The 21,817-nt window shown below is 62.0% G+C and carries 20 protein-coding genes; all 20 read right to left on the bottom strand.

Annotated elements, in window-relative coordinates; genetic code table 11:
* Positions 1-4: 4 nt before the first annotated feature.
* The gene (gene rplX / locus ACFIMZ_RS01860; RefSeq protein WP_010092943.1) at positions 5-313 is read right to left on the bottom strand and encodes a 50S ribosomal protein L24; all 309 of its coding nucleotides are present in this window, start codon (positions 311-313) and stop codon (positions 5-7) included.
* A 9-nt stretch (positions 314-322) separates the two neighbouring features.
* Positions 323-691, bottom strand: a complete 369-nt coding sequence (gene rplN, locus ACFIMZ_RS01855; RefSeq protein WP_004197951.1) for a 50S ribosomal protein L14 — start codon at positions 689-691, stop codon at positions 323-325.
* A gap of 311 nt (positions 692-1,002) precedes the next feature.
* Positions 1,003-1,275 carry a 30S ribosomal protein S17 gene (gene rpsQ, locus ACFIMZ_RS01850; protein WP_047899582.1) on the bottom strand — a complete coding sequence of 91 codons (273 nt, stop codon included), beginning with the start codon at positions 1,273-1,275 and terminating at the stop codon, positions 1,003-1,005.
* Positions 1,272-1,466, bottom strand: coding sequence for a 50S ribosomal protein L29 (rpmC, locus tag ACFIMZ_RS01845; RefSeq protein ID WP_006400652.1), 195 nt, complete (start codon positions 1,464-1,466; stop codon positions 1,272-1,274). The genes rpsQ and rpmC overlap by 4 nt, the downstream gene beginning before the upstream one ends.
* A gap of 9 nt (positions 1,467-1,475) precedes the next feature.
* Positions 1,476-1,892, bottom strand: a complete 417-nt coding sequence (gene rplP / locus ACFIMZ_RS01840; protein ID WP_006482873.1) for a 50S ribosomal protein L16 — start codon at positions 1,890-1,892, stop codon at positions 1,476-1,478.
* A 2-nt stretch (positions 1,893-1,894) separates the two neighbouring features.
* Positions 1,895-2,695, bottom strand: a complete 801-nt coding sequence (gene rpsC, locus ACFIMZ_RS01835) for a 30S ribosomal protein S3 (protein WP_084899906.1) — start codon at positions 2,693-2,695, stop codon at positions 1,895-1,897.
* 11 nt (positions 2,696-2,706) lie between these two features.
* Entirely contained in the window at positions 2,707-3,036 is a 330-nt protein-coding gene (rplV, locus tag ACFIMZ_RS01830) for a 50S ribosomal protein L22 (RefSeq protein WP_004199272.1), read from the bottom strand.
* 12 nt (positions 3,037-3,048) lie between these two features.
* The gene (gene rpsS / locus ACFIMZ_RS01825; RefSeq protein ID WP_004199273.1) at positions 3,049-3,324 is read right to left on the bottom strand and encodes a 30S ribosomal protein S19; all 276 of its coding nucleotides are present in this window, start codon (positions 3,322-3,324) and stop codon (positions 3,049-3,051) included.
* A gap of 10 nt (positions 3,325-3,334) precedes the next feature.
* Entirely contained in the window at positions 3,335-4,162 is an 828-nt protein-coding gene (rplB, locus tag ACFIMZ_RS01820; RefSeq protein WP_431821149.1) for a 50S ribosomal protein L2, read from the bottom strand.
* 2 nt (positions 4,163-4,164) lie between these two features.
* Positions 4,165-4,479, bottom strand: a complete 315-nt coding sequence (gene rplW, locus ACFIMZ_RS01815; RefSeq protein ID WP_009687194.1) for a 50S ribosomal protein L23 — start codon at positions 4,477-4,479, stop codon at positions 4,165-4,167.
* Positions 4,476-5,096: a 50S ribosomal protein L4 gene (rplD, locus tag ACFIMZ_RS01810; RefSeq protein ID WP_431821148.1), complete on the bottom strand. Its 621-nt coding sequence runs from the start codon at positions 5,094-5,096 to the stop codon at positions 4,476-4,478. The genes rplW and rplD overlap by 4 nt, the downstream gene beginning before the upstream one ends.
* Complete coding sequence (gene rplC, locus ACFIMZ_RS01805; protein ID WP_059759922.1) at positions 5,096-5,746, bottom strand: 50S ribosomal protein L3; 651 nt, start codon at positions 5,744-5,746, stop codon at positions 5,096-5,098. Before rplC ends, rplD begins: the two co-directional genes overlap by 1 nt.
* Positions 5,747-5,923: 177 nt before the next feature.
* The gene (rpsJ, locus tag ACFIMZ_RS01800) at positions 5,924-6,235 is read right to left on the bottom strand and encodes a 30S ribosomal protein S10 (RefSeq protein ID WP_004199280.1); all 312 of its coding nucleotides are present in this window, start codon (positions 6,233-6,235) and stop codon (positions 5,924-5,926) included.
* A 142-nt stretch (positions 6,236-6,377) separates the two neighbouring features.
* The gene (gene tuf / locus ACFIMZ_RS01795; protein WP_011882996.1) at positions 6,378-7,568 is read right to left on the bottom strand and encodes an elongation factor Tu; all 1,191 of its coding nucleotides are present in this window, start codon (positions 7,566-7,568) and stop codon (positions 6,378-6,380) included.
* A gap of 41 nt (positions 7,569-7,609) precedes the next feature.
* Complete coding sequence (fusA, locus tag ACFIMZ_RS01790) at positions 7,610-9,712, bottom strand: elongation factor G (RefSeq protein WP_431821147.1); 2,103 nt, start codon at positions 9,710-9,712, stop codon at positions 7,610-7,612.
* 123 nt (positions 9,713-9,835) lie between these two features.
* The gene (gene rpsG / locus ACFIMZ_RS01785; RefSeq protein ID WP_004198359.1) at positions 9,836-10,306 is read right to left on the bottom strand and encodes a 30S ribosomal protein S7; all 471 of its coding nucleotides are present in this window, start codon (positions 10,304-10,306) and stop codon (positions 9,836-9,838) included.
* Positions 10,307-10,479: 173 nt separating this feature from the next.
* Positions 10,480-10,860: a 30S ribosomal protein S12 gene (gene rpsL / locus ACFIMZ_RS01780; protein ID WP_006400662.1), complete on the bottom strand. Its 381-nt coding sequence runs from the start codon at positions 10,858-10,860 to the stop codon at positions 10,480-10,482.
* Between the two features lie 219 nt (positions 10,861-11,079).
* The gene (gene recQ, locus ACFIMZ_RS01775) at positions 11,080-12,927 is read right to left on the bottom strand and encodes a DNA helicase RecQ (protein ID WP_431821146.1); all 1,848 of its coding nucleotides are present in this window, start codon (positions 12,925-12,927) and stop codon (positions 11,080-11,082) included.
* 223 nt (positions 12,928-13,150) lie between these two features.
* On the bottom strand, positions 13,151-17,398 hold the full coding sequence (gene rpoC / locus ACFIMZ_RS01770; protein ID WP_084899892.1) for a DNA-directed RNA polymerase subunit beta': 4,248 nt from the start codon (positions 17,396-17,398) through the stop codon (positions 13,151-13,153).
* A gap of 21 nt (positions 17,399-17,419) precedes the next feature.
* Positions 17,420-21,526: a DNA-directed RNA polymerase subunit beta gene (rpoB, locus tag ACFIMZ_RS01765; RefSeq protein WP_431821145.1), complete on the bottom strand. Its 4,107-nt coding sequence runs from the start codon at positions 21,524-21,526 to the stop codon at positions 17,420-17,422.
* Positions 21,527-21,817 lie beyond the last annotated feature (291 nt).

Genomic DNA, 21,817 nt, shown 5'->3' with positions numbered 1-21,817 from the left:
TGCGTCAGGCGCTCAGTACGGCACCGGTCGTCTTCAGGAAGCGAACCTTCTTGCCTTCCTCGACCTTGATGCCAACACGCGACGCCTTGCCATTCGCGTCGACCAGTGCGACGTTCGAAATATGCAGGGGCATCGTCTTCGCTTCCACGCCGCCCGTCGTACCCTTCATCGGGTTCGGCTTCACATGCTTCTTGACGAGGTTGATACCCTCAACCGTCACATGCTCAGCACCGACAGCCAGCACGACGCCGCGCTTGCCCTTGTCCTTGCCTGCGATGACGATGACTTCGTCACCCTTGCGAATCTTGTTCATCGCGACTCCTTACAGCACTTCCGGCGCCAGCGAAACGATCTTCATGAATCGTTCGCTACGCAGCTCACGCGTGACCGGCCCGAAGATACGGGTGCCGATCGGCTCGAGCTTGTTATTCAAAAGCACAGCGGCGTTGCCGTCGAACTTGATCAGCGAGCCGTCTTGACGGCGAACGCCCTTGGCGGTGCGGACCACCACGGCGTTGTAGATTTCGCCTTTCTTCACGCGCCCGCGCGGCGTTGCCTCTTTGACGCTCACCTTGATGATGTCGCCAATGCTGGCATAACGACGCTTCGAGCCGCCGAGCACCTTGATGCACATGACTTCACGTGCACCCGTGTTGTCGGCTACTTCGAGCCGAGATTCGGTCTGGATCATGGTTTGTCTTTCCCAACTTAATCCGGATGCACCACCATGATGCATTCGGTCAGTCTTGGTCCCGTCAGCCAATCGGCTGCTTGGGTTGGAACAGCAGCGACGGCAAACGAAACCCGCCATCGCAATTCGGTGAATCTTTCGGAGCAGGCTGGCGCCCGTCCGCTTCCCCCACCAACTTCGCCCGCGACGGGGCTCCCATAAAGAGGGAAGACCGGGATTATAACAAACAATCCCGGTCACGCAAGCAAAAACTTTGCGATTTCAAGCACTTCGTGGCGAAGTGCCTGTTACTGCCCTACCGCTCGACCCGCTTAGATGACGCGGGCTGCTTCGACGAGGCGCGACACCGCCCAGGCCTTCGTCTTCGAAACAGGACGGGTCTCCTGGATTTCGACGAGATCGCCTTCGTTGCAGGTGTTCGCTTCATCATGCGCGTGGTACTTCTTCGAGCGCACGACATACTTGCCGTAGATCGGATGCTTGACGCGGTGCTCGATCAGCACGGTGACGGTTTTGTCCATCTTGTTGCTGACGACCCGACCGACCAGCGTCCGCTTCAGCGAGGTTTTCACGCTATCGTTCATTTCTGGTTCGCCTTCTGAGTCATGACGGTCCGCACACGTGCGATGTCGCGACGAACCTTCTTCAGCTGGCTCGTGTTCGTGAGCTGCTGGGTCGCGAGTTGCATGCGCAGGCCGAATTGCGCCTTCAGCAGGTCCGCCAGCTCTTTATTGAGCGCGGCCTGGTCTTTCTGGAGAAGTTCGGAAGCCTTCATGTGTTCTCCTTAGGCGCCGAGCTGGCGCACGATGAACGCCGTCTTCAGCGGCAGCTTCGCTGCAGCCAGACGGAACGCTTCGCGTGCCAGTTCTTCGGTTACGCCGTCCATTTCATACAGCATCTTGCCCGGCTGAATCTCGGCGACGTAGTACTCCGGGTTACCCTTACCGTTACCCATACGCACTTCGGCCGGCTTCTGCGAAATCGGCTTGTCCGGGAAAATGCGAATCCAGATGCGGCCGCCACGCTTGATGTGACGCGTCATGGCACGACGCGCCGCTTCAATTTGACGCGCGGTCAAACGGCCGCGACCGATCGCCTTCAGGCCGAATTCACCGAACGACACCGCGTTGCCGCGCGTCGCCTTGCCGGTGTTACGACCCTTCTGCTCTTTGCGATACTTCCTGCGTTTCGGTTGCAGCATCGTTATTCTCCAGTCTTGCCGTCTTCCGGCTTGCCGGCGCCACGGCGCGGTGCGCCACGGCGAGCACCCGGAGCGCCGCCTTCGCCGTCACGGCGCGGACGACGATCGCCCGGACGCGCATTGCGACGCGGACGCTTGTCTTCGGCTACTTCTTCCACCACCGGCGCGTCGTTGCGGCCAAGGGTATCGCCCTTGTACACCCACACCTTGACGCCGATGATCCCGTAGGTCGTCTTCGCTTCCGAAGTCGCGTAGTCGATGTCGGCACGCAGCGTGTGCAGCGGCACGCGACCTTCGCGATACCACTCCGTACGTGCGATTTCGATACCGTTCAGACGGCCCGCGCTCATGATCTTGATGCCCTGGGCACCCAGACGCATCGCGTTCTGCATCGCACGCTTCATCGCGCGACGGAACATGATCCGGCGCTCGAGCTGTTGCGTGATCGAGTCAGCGATCAGCTGCGCATCGGTTTCCGGCTTGCGGATCTCTTCGATGTTGACGTGAACCGGAACGCCCATGCGGCGTTGCAGTTCCGTCTTCAGCTGCTCGATATCCTCGCCCTTCTTGCCGATGACGACACCCGGACGCGAGCTGAAAATCGTGATGCGCGCGTTCTTTGCCGGACGCTCGATGACGACGCGACCAACCGAAGCGTTCTTCAGCTTCTTCTTCAGGTATTCACGAACACCGATGTCTTCCTTCAACATCGCCGCGAAATTGTTGTTGTTCGCGTACCAGCGCGACGCCCAATTGCGGCTGACAGCCAGGCGGAAGCCAGTCGGATGAATTTTCTGTCCCATCGTATGGCTCCTTAATTCCCGACCGTCACAGTGATGTGACAGGATTGCTTCTCGATGCGGTTACCGCGGCCCTTGGCGCGCGCGGTGAAACGCTTGAGCGATGCAGCCTTGTCGACGTAGATGCTCTTGATCTTGAGCTCGTCGATATCGGCGCCTTCGTTGTGCTCCGCATTCGCGATTGCCGACAGCACAACCTTCTTCACGATGCCAGCCGCCTTCTTCGGCGAGAACGTCAGAACGTTCAGCGCCTTGTCGACCGGCAAACCGCGGATCTGGTCAGCCACAAGGCGCGTCTTCTGCGCCGAGATGCGGGCACCGCGATGAATTGCTTTCACTTCCATCTTGATTGCCCCTTATTTCTTGGCCTTCTTGTCGGCCGCGTGACCCTTGAACGTCCGGGTCAGTGCGAACTCGCCAAGCTTGTGGCCGACCATGTTTTCCGAGATGTACACCGGAACGTGTTGACGGCCGTTGTGAACGGCGATCGTCAGACCGATGAAATCCGGCAGAATCGTCGAGCGACGCGACCAGGTCTTGATCGGTTTTTTGTCGCGCGAAGCTGCAGCCGCCTCAACTTTCTTCAGCAAATGGGCGTCGCAGAACGGACCTTTTTTAACAGAACGTGCCATTGCCTACTCCTTAACGCTTGTGACGGCGCTGGACGATCATCGTCGTCGTGCGCTTGTTGCTGCGGGTGCGATAACCCTTAGCCGGCGTACCCCATGGGCTCACCGGGTCGCGACCTGCAGCCGTCTTGCCCTCACCACCACCGTGCGGGTGATCAACCGGGTTCATCGCAACGCCACGCACCGTCGGGCGGATACCGCGCCAGCGGTTTGCACCGGCCTTGCCGATCTGGCGCAGGCTGTGCTCTTCGTTGCCGACTTCACCGATCGTTGCACGGCACTCGATGTGCACGCGGCGGATTTCGCCCGAACGCAGGCGAACCTGCGCGTAGACGCCTTCGCGCGCCAGCAGCATGGCCGACGTACCAGCCGAACGCGCCATTTGCGCGCCCTTGCCCGGCAGCATCTCGATGCAGTGGATCGTCGTACCGACCGGAATGTTGCGGATCGGCAGCGTGTTGCCTGCGCGGATCGGCGCTTCCGAACCCGACATCAGCTGCTGGCCGACGGTCAGACCCTTCGGAGCGATGATGTAGCGACGCTCGCCATCTGCGTAGAGCACCAGTGCGATGTTCGCGCTGCGGTTCGGGTCGTACTCGAGACGTTCGACCTTCGCCGGAATGCCGTCCTTCGTGCGACGGAAATCGACCATGCGATAGTGCTGCTTGTGACCACCGCCCTTGTGGCGCGTGGTGATGTGGCCGTTGTTGTTACGGCCGGCGGTCGAGCTCTGCGTGTCGAGCAGCGCCGCGAACGGTTTGCCCTTGTGCAGATTCTTGTTGACCACCTTGACCATCGCGCGGCGACCCGGCGATGTCGGTTTGACTTTGACGATTGCCATGGTTAGTTGGCCTCCGCTTCAAAGTTGATTTCCTGGCCGGGCTTCAGGCAGACGTATGCCTTCTTCACGTCCTTGCGGCGGCCCATCGAACGGCCGAAGCGCTTTTGCTTGCCCTTCTGAACCAGCACGTTGACGGAATCAACTTCAACCTTGAACAGCAGCTCGACAGCCGCCTTCACTTCCTGCTTCGTGGCATCCGGTGCGACTTCGAACACGACTTGCTCGTTCTTGTCGGCAACCAGCGTCGCCTTCTCGGAAATCACCGGTGCGAGCAGGACCTGCATCAAACGATGATCGTTCTTGCGAATCTCGCTCATGACAGCAACTCCTCGATCTGGGCGACCGCAGCCTTCGTGACCAGCACTTTCTTGAAGTAGATCAGCGACAGCGGGTCGGCATAACGCGGCTCGACAATTGCCACGTGCGGCAGGTTGCGCGAAGCCAGGTACAGGTTTTCGTCGACCGTGTCGGTGATGATCAACACGGAATCGAGACCCATGGCCTTGAACTTGTTGGCCAGCAGCTTGGTCTTCGGCGCTTCGAGAACGATGTCCTCGACGACCGACAGACGGCCTTCGCGGGCCAGCTGCGAGAAGATCGAGCAGAGACCTGCGCGATGCATCTTCTTGTTGACCTTGTGCGAGAAGTTTTCTTCCGGCGAGTTCGGGAAGATACGACCACCGCCACGCCACAGCGGGCTCGACGACATACCGGCACGAGCACGGCCCGTACCCTTCTGGCGCCACGGCTTCTTGGTCGTGTGCTTGACCTGCTCACGGTCCTTCTGCGCGCGGTTACCCTGGCGAGCGTTCGCCTGGTAAGCAACGACGACTTGGTGGATCAGCGCTTCGTTGTAGTCACGGCCGAACACGACGTCCGACGCGTTAACCACTGCACCTTCCTGACCATTTGCGTTCAGGAGCTTGAGTTCCATTATTTCGCCCCCTTGGTCTTCACGGCCGGCGTCACGAAAACCTTGCCGCCCTTCGCACCCGGAATCGCGCCCTTGACCAGCAGCAGCTTGCGCTCTGCGTCGATGCGAGCGATTTCGAGGTTCTGCACCGTTACCGTCACGTCACCCATGTGACCCGTCATGCGCTTACCCGGGAACACGCGACCCGGATCCTGCGCCATACCGATCGAACCCGGCACGTTGTGCGAGCGCGAGTTACCGTGCGTGGCACGGCCGGAGGAGAAGTTGTAACGCTTGATCGTACCGGCGTAGCCCTTACCGATCGACACGCCTTGCACGTCGACCTTCTGGCCCACTTCGAACAGGTCCGGACCAACGATGGCGCCGTTCGACAGCTCAGCTGCCTTGGCCGCATCGATGCGGAATTCCTTGAGGATTTCACCGGCTTCGACACCGGCTTTGGCAAGATGACCTGCCAGCGGCTTCGTCACGCGCGATGCACGACGGGAGCCGAATGCAACCTGCACGGCCGTGTAGCCGTCGGTTTCAACAGTCTTGATCTGCGTCACGCGGTTGTCCGACACGTCCAGCACGGTGACGGGAATCGAATCCCCTTCAGCCGTGAAGATACGGGTCATACCAACCTTGCGACCTACGAGTCCAAGGCTCATCGTTTTCTCCATTCCCGACTGCGATTGGTCGGGGCTGATTTACAAAATGCCGGGCACGCAAGGCCCGACTTTTTTACGCGAATACGCGAAAAGCCAAGCATTATAGCCGGGCCCTTCGTTTTCTGCAAGCAATCAAAGACTTAGCGCCACCCGGCAGGCCGGGCGGCGCTGGAAGCCTTACTGCAGCTTGATTTCCACGTCGACGCCTGCCGGCAGGTCGAGCTTCATCAGCGCGTCGACCGTCTTGTCGGTCGGATCGACGATGTCCATCAGGCGCTGGTGGGTACGGATTTCGAGCTGGTCGCGCGACGTCTTGTTGACGTGCGGCGAACGCAGGATGTCAAAACGCTGAATGCGCGTCGGCAGCGGCACCGGGCCACGGACGATTGCGCCAGTCCGCTTCGCCGTGTCGACGATTTCGGCAGCCGATTGATCGATCAGACGATAGTCGAAAGCCTTCAGACGAATGCGGATTTTCTGTTGCTGCATGACGATTCCTTGAAAAGAGCGAGGCGATATTGCATCGCCGAATCACGAAAAGAACGTGAGGCCGGGCATCCGCGGAGAGCGGGCGCCCGGCCCCGGGCACTATCAGACGCCGAATGATACACCACCCGGCGGATCGTCGATATTACTCGATGATCTTGGCGACAACGCCTGCGCCGACGGTACGGCCGCCTTCGCGGATTGCGAAGCGCAGACCTTCTTCCATCGCGATCGGCGCAATCAGCTTCACCGTGATCGACACGTTGTCGCCCGGCATCACCATTTCCTTGTCCTTCGGCAGCTCGATCGAGCCCGTCACGTCCGTCGTACGGAAGTAGAACTGCGGACGGTAGTTGTTGAAGAACGGCGTGTGACGGCCGCCTTCGTCCTTGCTCAGCACGTACACTTCAGCCGTGAAGTGCGTGTGCGGCGTGATCGAACCCGGCTTCGCCAGAACCTGGCCGCGCTCCACGTCTTCACGCTTCGTGCCGCGCAGCAGGATACCGACGTTGTCGCCTGCCTGACCTTGGTCCAGCAGCTTGCGGAACATTTCCACGCCCGTGCAGGTCGTCTTCACCGTCGGCTTGATACCGACGATTTCGATTTCTTCGCCGACCTTCACGATGCCGCGCTCGACACGACCCGTCACCACCGTACCACGGCCCGAGATCGAGAACACGTCTTCCACCGGCATCAGGAACGCACCGTCAACCGCGCGCTCCGGCGTCGGGATGTACGTGTCCAGCGCGTCTGCCAGGTTCATGATCGCCACTTCGCCCAGCTCGCCCGTGTCGCCTTCCAGCGCCAGCTTTGCCGAACCCTTCACGATCGGCGTGTCGTCGCCCGGGAAGTCGTACTTCGACAGCAGTTCGCGAACTTCCATCTCGACCAGCTCGAGCAGTTCAGCGTCGTCCACCATGTCGCACTTGTTCAGGAACACGATGATGTACGGAACGCCAACCTGACGCGCCAGCAGGATGTGCTCACGCGTTTGCGGCATCGGGCCGTCTGCTGCCGAGCACACCAGGATTGCGCCGTCCATCTGCGCCGCGCCCGTGATCATGTTCTTCACGTAGTCAGCGTGGCCCGGGCAGTCGACGTGTGCGTAGTGGCGGTTAGCCGTTTCGTACTCGACGTGCGCGGTGTTGATCGTGATACCACGTGCCTTTTCTTCCGGCGCCGCGTCGATCTGGTCGTATGCCTTCGCTTCGCCGCCGAACTTCTTCGTCAGCACGGTCGTGATCGCCGCCGTCAGCGTCGTCTTGCCGTGGTCAACGTGACCAATCGTACCAACGTTCACGTGCGGCTTGGTCCGCTCAAACTTCTCTTTTGCCATGATTCTCTTCTATCAAAAAATAATCGGTTGGTAGATGCAGCTTACTTCGACTTCGCGCTGATGATCGCGTCGGCAACGTTCTTCGGAGCTTCAGAGTAGTGCTTGAACTCCATCGTGTACGTTGCACGGCCTTGCGTCAGCGAGCGCAGCGACGTCGAGTAGCCGAACATTTCCGACAGCGGCACTTCCGCGCGGACGATCTTGCCGCCGCCGACCATGTCTTCCATGCCCTGGACGATACCGCGGCGGCCCGACAGGTCGCCCATCACGTTGCCCATGTAGTCTTCCGGCGTCTCGACTTCAACAGCCATCATCGGCTCGAGCACCACCGGGTTCGCCTTGCGCATCGCTTCCTTGAACGCCATCGAACCGGCCATGCGGAACGCGTTTTCGTTCGAGTCAACGTCGTGGTACGAACCGAACGTCAGGTGGACCTTCACGTCGACGACCGGGAAGCCAGCCAGCACGCCCGACTTCAGCGTGTCCTGGATACCCTTGTCGACCGCCGGGATGTATTCGCGCGGAATCACGCCACCCTTGATCTCGTCGAAGAACTCGTAGCCCTTGCCCTGCTCGTTCGGCTCGAGCGTAATGACCGCGTGACCGTACTGGCCGCGACCACCCGACTGCTTGACGAACTTGCCGTCGACGTCCTTCGCCGTCGAGCGGATCGTTTCGCGGTACGCAACCTGCGGCTTGCCGACGGTCGCTTCCACGCCGAATTCACGCTTCATCCGGTCGACCAGAATTTCGAGGTGGAGCTCGCCCATGCCCGAAATGATGGTCTGGCCCGACTCTTCGTCTGTCTGCACGCGGAACGACGGATCTTCCTGCGCGAGACGGTTCAGCGCGAGGCCCATCTTTTCCTGGTCGGCCTTGGTCTTCGGCTCGACAGCCTGCGAAATCACCGGCTCCGGGAACACCATGCGCTCGAGCACGATCGGGTGTGCCGGATCGCACAGCGTGTCGCCCGTGGTCGCTTCCTTCAGGCCGACCGCAGCAGCGATGTCGCCTGCACGGACTTCCTTGATTTCTTCACGCTGGTTCGCGTGCATCTGCAGAATACGACCGAGGCGTTCCTTCTTGCCCTTGGTCGAGTTCAGCAGCGTGTCGCCCGAGTTGACGACGCCCGAATACACGCGGAAGAAGATCAGCTGGCCGACGAACGGGTCGGTCATGATCTTGAACGCGAGCGACGAGAACTTCTCTTCGTCGGACGCCTTGCGCTCGGCTGCTTCACCGCTCTCCAGCTCGCCCTTGACCGGCGGGATGTCGACCGGCGACGGCAGGAAGTCGATCACGGCGTCGAGCATGCGCTGCACGCCCTTGTTCTTGAACGCGGTACCGCACAGCATCGGCTGGATTTCGCACGCGATCGTACGGTCGCGCAGCGCCTTGACGATGTCGGCTTCCGGCAGATCGCCTTCTTCCAGGTACTTGTTCATCAGGTCTTCGCTGGCTTCCGCAGCCGCTTCGACCATCTTTTCACGCCATTCCTGGCAGGTGCCGGCGAGCTCGGCCGGGATGTCGACGTAGTCGAACTTCGTGCCTTGCGACGCTTCGTCCCAAATGATCGCCTTCATCTTCAGCAGATCGACGACGCCCTTGAAGTTCTCTTCCGAGCCGATCGGCACCACGACCGGAACCGGGTTCGCCTTCAGGCGCAGACGGAGCTGGTCGTAGACCTTGAAGAAGTTCGCGCCGGTACGGTCCATCTTGTTGACGAACGCGAGACGGGGCACCTTGTACTTGTTCGCCTGGCGCCACACCGTTTCCGACTGCGGCTGCACGCCGCCCACTGCGCAGTACACCATGCACGCGCCGTCGAGCACGCGCATCGAACGCTCCACTTCGATCGTGAAGTCGACGTGGCCCGGGGTGTCGATGATGTTGATGCGGTGTTCCGGATAGTTGCCGCCCATGCCCTTCCAGAAGGCCGTGGTAGCAGCGGACGTGATCGTGATGCCACGCTCCTGCTCCTGCTCCATCCAGTCCATCGTTGCTGCACCGTCGTGAACTTCACCAATCTTGTGGTTCACGCCGGTGTAAAACAGAATGCGCTCGGTCGTCGTCGTCTTGCCGGCGTCGATGTGAGCGCTAATACCGATGTTGCGGTAGCGCTCGATAGGAGTCTTGCGAGCCACTTTGATCCTCTACTGGGTTGGCGTGATGCGACCCTGTCGCATCACGCCTCAACACAAACGGGCGAGGCGCCTGAAAAGCGCACCCGCCCGGAATTTTTTTCCGCTAAAAGCCCAGCCTGGCGCTTAGAAACGGAAATGCGAGAATGCGCGGTTGGCTTCCGCCATGCGGTGAACCTCATCGCGCTTCTTCATCGCGCCGCCACGGCCTTCGGCCGCTTCGGACAGTTCGCCAGCAAGACGCAGAGCCATCGACTTCTCGCTGCGCTTCTTCGCAGCCTCACGCAACCAGCGCATCGCCAATGCCATACGACGCGACGGGCGCACTTCGACCGGAACCTGATAGTTGGCACCACCAACGCGACGGCTCTTCACTTCGACCACCGGCTTCACGTTGTTGAGCGCAACCGTGAACACTTCCAGCGGGTCCTTGCCACCCTTGGTCTGGATTTGTTCGAACGCGCCATAAACGATGCGTTCAGCGACCGACTTCTTGCCGGACAGCATCAGCATGTTCATGAACTTGGCTACATCTACGTTGCCGTACTTCGGATCCGGCAACACTTCCCGCTTGGGGACTTCGCGACGACGCGGCATGTTTCTTCCTTTACCTGTTCAGTTGGAGCTGTTTCTCAGCCCCGCGGCCACCAACTAACCCGATCACATCTTCACGACTAACCAGCTTGGCCGGGTGACCACTTACTCGACAGCACCGGTAATCCGGCACCACCGCCTTGACCGCCCAGAGGCGATCCCTAATCGAACACTGCTTACTTCGCAGCCTTCGCACGCTTCGCGCCGTACTTCGAGCGCGCCTGCTTACGATCCTTGACGCCCTGGGTATCCAGCGAGCCGCGAACCATGTGGTAACGCACACCCGGCAAGTCCTTCACACGGCCGCCGCGGATCAGCACAACCGAGTGTTCCTGCAGGTTGTGGCCTTCACCGCCGATGTACGAAATCACTTCGAAGCCGTTCGTCAGACGAACCTTGGCGACCTTACGGAGTGCCGAGTTCGGCTTCTTCGGCGTCGTCGTGTACACACGGGTGCACACGCCGCGACGCTGGGGGCAGTCCTGCAGGGCCGGGCTCTTGCTCTTCGTCGTTTCCGACTGACGGCCTTTGCGAACCAGTTGGTTGATGGTTGGCATTGTTTATTCCTGAAATTGAACAAAATCCGCACATCGATTTCGGGCAAAGCGAGAATCGAGGTGCGATTGACCTCCGGATCCGGAAAACGGGCACGAACTTTCGCACGCGACCTGTCCCGCCAAGAACCGGAACCTAGCATCATATTCCGGAAATACCAAGCAAGTCAACGGCTTGCGTGATTTCCCGGCCGCGCGGCCGGGGCTCGGGAAACAGTCTCGTCAGGCGGATTCGACGACGTCGATGATCTCGTCGCCGAAACGCTCCAGCTTGCGGATACCCATGCCCGGAATGTGACGCAGATCGTCGATCGTCTCCGGCGCGTTGCGCGCGATCTCGGCCAGGGTCGCATCGTGGAAGATCACGTAGGCCGGCACGCCGTCGGCCTTGGCCGTCTCCGCGCGCCACGTGCGCAGCGCGTCCCAGCGCGCGCGTTCGCGCGCGCTCATGCCGGTCGTCGGGTCGACGCGCGTGCCGCTGCGGCTCGACGACTGGCGCGTGCGCTGCGGCTTCACGTAGCGCCGCAGCGTGACCTTCTCCTCGCCCTTCAGCACCGGCTTCGCGGCTTCGGTCAGCACCAGCGCGCCGAAGCCGCCGTGGTCGACGGCCAGGTAGCCGTACGCGACGAGCTGCCGGAAGATCGCCCGCCATTCCGGCTCGGACAGCGACGCCCCGATCCCGAACGTGCTGAGCGTGTCGTGGCCGCGCTGCAGGACCTTCTCGTTGCGGCTGCCGCGCAGGATCTCGATCAGGTGGCTCGCGCCGAAGTTGAAGCCGCTCGCGCGCTGCGCGCGGAACGCGCACGACAGCGCCATCTGCGCCTCGCGCGTCGCGTCCCATGAATCGGGCGGCTCGATGCACGTATCGCAGTTGCCGCAAGGCTGGCTGGCCTCGCCGAAATAGTTCAGCAGGCGCACGCGGCGGCACGAGATCGTCTCGCACAGGCCGAGCAGCGCGTCGAGCTTCGACGTCTGCACGCGCTTGTGCGCATCGTCCGCATCGGACTCGTCGATCATCTTGCGTTGCTGGACGACGTCGCCGAGGCCGTACGCCATCCATGCATTCGCAGGCAGGCCGTCGCGGCCCGCGCGGCCGGTTTCCTGGTAATAGCCTTCGACGCTCTTCGGCAGGTCGAGGTGGGCGACAAAGCGCACGTCCGGCTTGTCGATGCCCATCCCGAACGCGATCGTCGCGCACATCACGATGCCCTCTTCGCGCTGGAACATCTCCTGGTGCTTCTGGCGCACCTCGAATTCCATCCCCGCGTGATACGGCAGCGCGCGCACGCCCTGCGACTTCAGCCATTCGGCCGTCTCCTCGACCTTGCGCCGCGACAGGCAGTACACGACGCCGGCGTCGGTCGTGCCGTCGGCGTTCGTATGCTCGGCGCGGATGAAGTCGAGCAGCTGCGCGCGCGCGTTGTCCTTCTCGACGATCCGGTAGCGGATGTTCGGCCGGTCGAAGCTCGACACGAACACGCGCGCATCGTCGAGCGCGAGGCGATGGACGATCTCGTCGCGCGTGATCGCGTCGGCAGTGGCCGTCAGCGCGATGCGCGGCACCGACGGAAAGCGCTCGTGCAGCACCGACAGCTGGATGTATTCGGGGCGGAAATCGTGCCCCCATTGCGACACGCAGTGCGCTTCGTCGATCGCGAACAGCCCGATCTTCGCGCGGTCGAGCAGGTCGAGGAAGCGACCCGTCATCAGCCGCTCGGGCGCGACGTACAGCAGGTCGATGTCGCCTTCGCGCAGTGCGCGCTCGGTGGCGGCCGCCTCCGCGCCGGACAGCGTCGAGTTCAGGTAGGCCGCGCGCACCCCGACTTCGGAGAGCGCGGCGACCTGATCCTGCATCAGCGCGATCAGCGGCGACACGACGATGCCGGCGCCCTGCCCGGCCTCGCGGCGCAGCAGCGCGGGAATCTGGTAGCACAGCGACTTGCCGCCGCCCGTCGGCATCAGCACGAGGCAGTCGCCACCGCCGGCGACGTGCTCGACGATCTCGCCCTGCTGGCCGCGAAACGCGGAATAACCAAAGACTTCGTCGAGAATTTCGAGGGCGCGGGACATGAATGAGAACGAGGACGGCAAACGATGACCCGGATTTTAACAACCCGCTCGCGGGTCGCGCGGCGAATCGCGCAACGTTGGCCATCCGGACTGGTTCCGTTCGCGCGCATGACGGGCCTGCGGCAAGCCCGTCATGCGCGTGAACGACGGATAAAAAAAACCGCCCAGTCGAAACTGGGCGGTTTCAGCGACAGCGTAGCGAGGCGGCTCGCGCCGCCCGCGCTTACTCGGCTGCCGGATGCTGTTGCGGCTCTTCCGCAGCAGGCGTGCTCGGCGTGCCGAAATCGAACGCCTCTTCCGCTGCGATCTGGTCGAAACGCTCGCGATCCGACGACTCCTTGGCCTTGCGCGCCTTGTGGAACGCGAGGCCCGTACCAGCCGGAATCAGTCGGCCGACGATCACGTTTTCCTTCAGGCCACGCAGATCGTCGCGCTTGCCCATGATCGCCGCTTCGGTCAGCACGCGGGTCGTTTCCTGGAACGATGCCGCGGAGATGAACGAGTCGGTCGACAGCGACGCCTTCGTGATACCGAGGAGCACGTTGTCGTACGACGCCGGACGCTTGTCTTCGGCGATCATGCGGTCGTTCTCGTCCAGCATGTCCGAACGCTCGACCTGCTCGCCCGGGATGAAGCGCGTATCACCGTTGTCGGTGATCTGCACACGACGCAGCATCTGGCGAACGATCACCTCGATGTGCTTGTCGTTGATCTTCACGCCCTGCAGACGGTACACGTCCTGCACTTCGTCGACGATGTAGCGCGACAGCGCCTCGATACCCTGCAGACGCAGGATGTCGTGCGGATCGGCCGGGCCGTCCACGATCATTTCGCCCTTGTTGACGACCTGAGCGTCGTGGACCAGCACCTGCTTTTCCTTCGCGATCAGGAACTCGTGCTGATTGCCCTCGAGATCCGTGATGACGAGACGCTGCTTGCCCTTCGTGTCCTTGCCGAACGACGTCGTGCCGGTGACTTCCGCGAGAATGCCCGCATCCTTCGGCGAACGCGCTTCGAACAGTTCCGCCACCCGCGGCAGACCGCCGGTAATGTCACGCGTCTTCTGCGCTTCGGTCGGGATACGTGCGAGCACTTCACCCACCTGCACCTGCTGGCCGTCCTTCACGGTGATCAGCGCGCCGACCTGGAAGCCGATCTGCACCGCGTGCTCCGTGCCCGGGATCTTCACTTCGTTGCCGTTCGCGTCGAGCAGCTTCACCTGCGGACGCACGCTCTTCGAAGCCTGCGAACCGCGGCGCTTCACGTCGATCACGACGAGGGTCGACAGACCGGTCACGTCGTCGATCTGCTTCGCGACCGTCACGCCTTCCTCGACGTTCTCGAACTTCACCGTACCGCCGTACTCGGTGATGATCGGACGCGTCATCGGGTCCCACGTCGCCAGCTGCGTGCCGGCCTTGATCGCCGCGCCGTCGAGCTGCAGCAGCGTCGCGCCGTACGGGATCTTGTGACGCTCGCGCTCGCGGCCGAAATCGTCGGTGATCAGCGCCTCGCCCGAACGGGAGATGACGATCTGCTCGCCCTTCGCGTTGGTGACGTAACGCATCGTGGCCGTGAAGCGCAAGATACCGTTGCTCTTCGCTTCGACCGACGAAGCGACTGCCGCACGCGATGCCGCACCACCGATGTGGAACGTACGCATCGTCAGCTGCGTGCCCGGTTCGCCGATCGACTGCGCCGCGATCACGCCGACCGCTTCGCCGACGTTCACGAGCGAGCCGCGGCCGAGGTCGCGGCCGTAGCAGGCCGCGCACAGGCCGTAGCGCGTTTCGCAGGTCAGCGGCGTGCGCACGCGCACCTCGTCGATGCCGAGGCGCTCGATGTCTTCGACCGCGGTTTCGTCGAGCAGCGTGCCCGATTCGTACAGCGTTTCCTGCGTTTCCGGATTGACGACGTCCGCCACCGCGACGCGGCCGAGGATACGGTCGCGCAGCGCTTCGACGACTTCACCGCCTTCGACCAGCGCCTTCATCGCGACGCCGTTCGACGTGCCGCAATCGTCCTCGACCACGACCAGATCCTGCGTCACGTCGACGAGACGACGCGTCAGGTAACCCGAGTTCGCGGTCTTCAGTGCCGTATCAGCCAGACCCTTACGTGCACCGTGGGTCGAGATGAAGTACTGCAACACGTTCAGGCCTTCGCGGAAGTTCGCGGTAATCGGCGTCTCGATAATCGAGCCGTCCGGCTTCGCCATCAGGCCGCGCATACCGGCCAGCTGACGAATCTGCACCGCCGAACCCCGGGCGCCCGAGTCGGCCATCATGTAGATCGAGTTGAACGATTCCTGGCGCGTCTCGTTGCCGTCGCGGTCCGTCACCGGCTCCGTCGACAGCTGCTCCATCATCGCCTTGCCGACCGCTTCCGACGTCGCCGACCAGATGTCGACCACGTTGTTGTAGCGTTCCTGCGCGGTGACGAGACCCGACATGTACTGGCGGTCGTACTCCTTCACCTTCTTCGCGGCGTCGCCGACGATCGTTTCCTTCTGCGGCGGCACGAGCATGTCGTCGACGCAGATCGAGATGCCGGCGCGCGTCGCGAGACGGAAGCCCGACTGCATCAGCTGGTCGGCGAACACCACCGTCGCGCGCAGACCGCACTTGCGGAACGCCGTGTTGATCAGGCGCGAGATTTCCTTCTTCTTCAGCGGCTTGTTCAGCACCGAGAACGGCAGGCCGTGCGGCAGGATCTCCGACAGGATCGCGCGGCCGACGGTCGTCGCGTACAGCGTGATCTTCGGCACGAACGCCGGCGCACCTTCCGACGTGTCCTCGTTGTGGACCATTTCGGTGATCCGCACGTTGACGCGCGATGCCAGCTCGACTTCCTTGTTCTCGTACGCGCGGAGCACTTCCGACACGCCGGTGAACGACAGGCCCTCGCCCTTCGCGTTGATCGCCTCGCGGGTCGCGTAGTACAGACCCAGCACGATATCCTGCGACGGCACGATCGACGGATCGCCGTTGGCCGGGAACAGCACGTTGTTCGACGCAAGCATCAGCGTGCGCGCTTCCATCTGCGCTTCGAGCGACAGCGGCACGTGAACGGCCATCTGGTCACCGTCGAAGTCGGCGTTGAACGCCGCGCAGACGAGCGGGTGCAGCTGAATCGCCTTGCCTTCGATCAGCACCGGCTCGAACGCCTGGATGCCGAGACGGTGCAGCGTCGGCGCACGGTTCAGCATCACCGGGTGCTCGCGGATCACCTCTTCGAGGATGTCCCACACCACCGGCGTCTGGTTCTCGACTTCCTTCTTCGCAGCCTTGATGGTCGTCGCGACGCCCATCACTTCCAGCTTGTTGAAGATGAATGGCTTGAACAGCTCGAGCGCCATCAGCTTCGGCAGGCCGCACTGGTGCAGCTTCAGCGTCGGGCCGACCACGATGACCGAACGGCCCGAGTAGTCGACGCGCTTGCCCAGCAGGTTCTGACGGAAGCGGCCGCCCTTGCCCTTGATCATGTCCGCGAGCGACTTCAGCGGACGCTTGTTCGCGCCCGTCATCGCCTTGCCGCGACGGCCGTTGTCGAGCAGCGAGTCGACGGCTTCCTGCAGCATCCGCTTTTCGTTGCGGACGATGATTTCCGGCGCCTTCAGCTCGAGCAGACGCTTCAACCGGTTGTTACGGTTGATCACGCGGCGATACAGGTCGTTCAGGTCCGACGTCGCGAAACGGCCGCCGTCCAGCGGCACGAGCGGACGCAGTTCCGGCGGCAGCACCGGCAGCACTTCGAGGATCATCCACTCGGGCTTGATGCCCGAGCGCTGGAATGCCTCGAGGACCTTCAGGCGCTTCGCGTACTTCTTGATCTTCGCTTCCGAGCCGGTGTTCTTCAGCTCGGTGCGCAGCGTCTCGACCTGCTCGTCGATGTTGATCGCGCGCAGCAGCTCACGCACGCCTTCCGCGCCCATCTCGGCACGGAATTCGTCGCCGTATTCCTCGACCTTGTTGTAGTAATCCTCTTCGGTCATGATCTGCCGCGCCTTCAGCGGCGTCATGCCCGGTTCGATCACCACGTACGCTTCGAAGTACAGCACGCGCTCGATGTCGCGCAGCGTCATGTCGAGCACCATGCCCAGACGCGACGGCAGCGACTTCAGGAACCAGATGTGCGCGACCGGCGAGGCCAGCTCGATGTGGCCCATGCGCTCGCGACGCACCTTCGCCAGCGTCACTTCGACGCCGCACTTCTCGCAGATCACGCCGCGATGCTTCAGGCGCTTGTACTTGCCGCACAGGCACTCGTAGTCCTTGATCGGCCCGAAGATCTTCGCGCAGAACAGACCATCGCGTTCCGGCTTGAACGTACGGTAGTTGATGGTCTCCGGCTTCTTCACTTCGCCGAACGACCACGAGCGGATCTTGTCCGGCGAGGCCAGACCGATCTTGATCGCGTCGAAAACTTCTTCCTGTTGGACTTGCTTGAATAGATCGAGCAGAGCTTTCATTGCTTTCTCTCCGTAGTCCGATTAATTGCGGTCGAGATCGATGTCGATACCGAGCGAGCGGATTTCCTTCACGAGCACGTTGAAGGATTCCGGCATGCCTGCATCGATCACGTGATCGCCCTTGACCAGGTTTTCGTACACCTTGGTCCGGCCGTTCACGTCGTCCGACTTCACCGTCAGCATTTCCTGCAGCACGTACGATGCGCCGTACGCTTCGAGCGCCCACACTTCCATTTCACCGAAACGCTGGCCACCGAACTGCGCCTTGCCGCCCAGCGGCTGCTGCGTCACGAGCGAGTACGGGCCCGTCGAACGCGCGTGCATCTTGTCGTCGACCAAGTGGTGCAGCTTCAGGTAGTGCATGTAGCCGAGCGTCACGCGACGTTCGAACATTTCACCCGTGCGGCCGTCGTACAGGCGGACCTGGTTCTTCGACGGGTTCATGCCGAGCTGTTCCGCGATGTCGTCCGGGAACGCGAGGTCGAGCATCTTGCCCATTTCTTCCTCGGTCGCACCGTCGAACACCGGCGTTGCGAACGGCACGCCTTCGCGCAGGTTCTTCGCGAGTTCGAGGATCTCGTCGTCGGTGAAGCTTTCCAGGTCTTCCTGGCGGCCCGACTCGTTGTAGATCTTCGTCAGGAACACGCGCAGTTCCTCGATCTTCGCCTGACGCTGCAGCATTTCGCCGATACGCCAGCCGAGGCCCTTCGCGGCCCAGCCGAGGTGCACTTCGAGAACCTGCCCCACGTTCATCCGCGACGGCACGCCGAGCGGGTTCAGCACGACGTCTGCCGGACGGCCATCGGCCATGTACGGCATGTCTTCGATCGGGACGATCTTCGACACGACACCCTTGTTGCCGTGACGGCCTGCCATCTTGTCGCCAGGCTGCAGGCGGCGCTTCACCGCGAGGTACACCTTGACCATCTTCAGCACGCCCGGCGGCAGTTCATCGCCTTGCGTGAGCTTCTTGCGCTTCTCTTCGAACGCGAGATCGAACTGGTGACGCTTCTCTTCGATCGAGTTCTTGATCGCTTCGAGCTGCGCCGCTGCCTCGTCGTCCGCCAGGCGGATGTCGAACCAGTGGTAGTGGTCGAGGTCTTCCAGGTAAGCCTGGTCGATCTTCGTGCCCTTCGCGAGCTTCTTCGGACCGCCGTTCGCGACCTTGCCGACGAGCATGCGCGCGAGACGCTGGAACGCGTCGCCTTCCACGATGCGCAGCTGGTCGTTCAGGTCGAGACGGTAGCGCTTCAGTTCGTCGTCGATGATCTGTTGCGCACGCTTGTCGCGCTGGATGCCTTCACGCGTGAAGACCTGGACGTCGATCACGGTGCCGCTCATGCCCGACGGCACGCGCAGCGACGTGTCCTTCACATCCGATGCCTTCTCGCCGAAGATCGCGCGCAGCAGCTTCTCTTCCGGCGTCAGCTGGGTTTCGCCCTTCGGCGTCACCTTGCCGACCAGCACGTCGCCCGCTTCGACTTCCGCACCGATGTACACGATGCCCGATTCGTCGAGACGGCCGAGCTGGACTTCCGCCAGGTTCGAGATGTCGCGCGTGATTTCTTCCGGCCCGAGCTTCGTGTCGCGTGCAACGACGTTCAGCTCTTCGATGTGGATCGACGTGTAGCGATCGTCGGCCACGACCTTCTCCGAGATCAGGATCGAATCCTCGAAGTTGTAGCCGTTCCACGGCATGAACGCGATCAGCATGTTCTGGCCGAGCGCGAGCTCGCCCAGGTCCGTCGAGGCGCCGTCGGCCAGCACGTCGCCGCGCGAGACCTTGTCGCCCATCTTCACGATCGGACGCTGGTTGATGTTCGTGTTCTGGTTCGAACGCGTGTACTTGATCAGGTTGTAGATGTCGACACCGACTTCACCTGCGACCGCTTCGTCGTCGTTCACGCGAATCACGATACGGCCTGCGTCGACATAGTCGACGACGCCGCCGCGGAACGCCTGGACCGTCGTGCCCGAGTCGACCGCGCAGGTGCGCTCGATGCCCGTACCGACGACCGGCTTCTCCGGACGCAGACACGGCACGGCCTGACGCTGCATGTTCGAGCCCATCAGTGCACGGTTCGCGTCATCGTGCTCCAGGAACGGAATCAGCGATGCTGCAACCGACACGATCTGCGACGGCGCGACGTCCATGTACTGGATGCGGTCCGGCGTGACCATCATCGTTTCGCCGGCTTCGCGCGACGACACGAGTTCGTCGACCAGCGTGCCGTTCTCGTCGATCGCGGCGTTCGCCTGCGCGATCATGTAGCGGCCTTCCTCGATCGCCGACAGATAGTCGATCTGGTCGGTCACCTTGCTGTCCACGACCTTGCGGTACGGCGTCTCGAGGAAGCCGTACTCGTTCAGGTGCGCATACAGTGCGAGCGAGTTGATCAGACCGATGTTCGGACCTTCCGGCGTCTCGATCGGGCACACGCGGCCGTAGTGGGTCGGGTGCACGTCGCGGACTTCGAAGCCTGCGCGCTCGCGCGTCAGACCGCCCGGGCCCAGTGCGGAAACACGGCGCTTGTGCGTGATTTCCGACAGCGGGTTGGTCTGGTCCATGAACTGCGACAGCTGCGACGAGCCGAAGAACTCGCGGATCGCCGACGAAATCGGCTTCGAGTTGATCAGGTCGTGCGGCATCAGGTTTTCGCTTTCGGCCTGGCCGAGGCGTTCCTTGACCGCGCGCTCGACACGCACGAGACCGGCGCGGAACTGGTTCTCCGCCAGTTCGCCGACGCAACGCACGCGACGGTTGCCGAGGTGGTCGATATCGTCCACTTCGCCCTTGCCGTTGCGCAGCTCGACGAGGATCTTGATCGTCGCGAGGATGTCGTCGTCCTGCAGCGTCATCGGGCCGGTGATCTCGTCACGGCCGACGCGGCGGTTGAACTTCATGCGGCCGACCTTCGACAGGTCGTACGCTTCTTCGCTGTAGAACAGGCGGTTGAACAGCGCCTCGACCGCTTCTTCGGTCGGCGGCTCGCCCGGACGCATCATGCGATAGATCGCAATGCGCGCGGCCGTCTTGTCGGTCGTTTCGTCGACACGCAGCGTCGACGAGATGTACGGGCCCTGATCCAGGTCGTTCGTGTAGAGCGTCTGGATGTCCTTGATGCCCGCTTCGCGCAGCTTCTCGAGCACGCTTTCCGTGACTTCGTCGTTCGCGTTCGCGATCACTTCGCCGGTGTCGCCGTCGACGACGTTCTTCGCCAGCACGCGACCGAGCAGGTAGTCTTCCGGCACCGAGATGAACTTGGTCTTCGCGGCGTCGAGATCGCGAATGTGCTTCGCGTTGATCCGCTTGTCCTTCTGGACGATGACCTTGCCGTCGCGATCCGTGATGTCGAAACGCGCGACTTCACCGCGCAGACGTTCCGGCACGAACTCGAGTTGCGCGCCTTCGTCCATCAGCGTGAAGTTGTCGAACACGAAGAAGTTCGCGAGGATCTGTTCCGGCGTGAGGCCGATCGCCTTCAGCAGGATCGTGACCGGCATCTTGCGGCGACGGTCGACGCGGAAATACAGGATGTCCTTCGGATCGAATTCGAAGTCGAGCCACGAGCCGCGGTACGGAATGATCCGTGCCGAGAACAGCAGCTTGCCCGAGCTGTGCGTCTTGCCCTTGTCGTGTTCGAAGAACACGCCCGGCGAACGGTGCAGCTGCGAGACGATCACGCGCTCGGTGCCGTTGATGACGAACGAGCCCGTCGGCGTCATGAGCGGAATTTCGCCCATGTACACTTCCTGCTCCTTCACTTCCTTGACGACCGGCTTGTTCGGCGATTCCTTGTCGAGGATGACGAGACGCACCTTCGCGCGCAGCGCGGAGCAGTACGTCAGGCCCCGCTGTTGGCATTCCTTGATGTTGAACGCCGGCGAGGACAGCGCGTAGCTCACGAACTCGAGACGCGCGAAGCCATTGTGCGAAACAATGGGAAATACGGATGTGAAAGCGGCCTGCAAACCCTCAGGCTTGCGTTGCGCCGTCAGCACATCAGCTTGCAGAAACGTGCTGAATGATTCAAGCTGGGTGGCCAGCAGGAAAGGAACTTGGTGAACGATGGGGCGCTTCGCGAAACTCTTGCGAATGCGCTTCTTCTCGGTGAAGGAATATTGCATACGATCTCCGAATCACGGCGGGTGCTATCGAGGCGGAATACCTGGACGTGTCAAACCCGAGTGTTCACCGACTGAGACCCGATGGCCGTCCGACGGCTTGAACGAGCCGAGAAGCTTGGTGGTTGGCCGCTACCAACCGCTGGCTGACGGCAGCGGATGCCTGTGTTGCCCGCTACCCGACCAAACTTGCCTTCTGCAGTCGCTTCAGAAGACAAAGAGAAACGCCAATCGCAACGCATTCACGACGATTAGACGGTTATCTTTGGCTTCTGGGGGCGTTTTATTCGGGCT

It is taken from the genome of Burkholderia sp. F1 (assembly GCF_050813845.1).
In the GTDB taxonomy this organism is placed as follows: Bacteria; Pseudomonadota; Gammaproteobacteria; order Burkholderiales; family Burkholderiaceae; genus Burkholderia; species Burkholderia ubonensis.
Note: the sequence above shows the minus strand (reverse complement) of the source record. Positions and strands in the feature narration are given on the sequence as shown.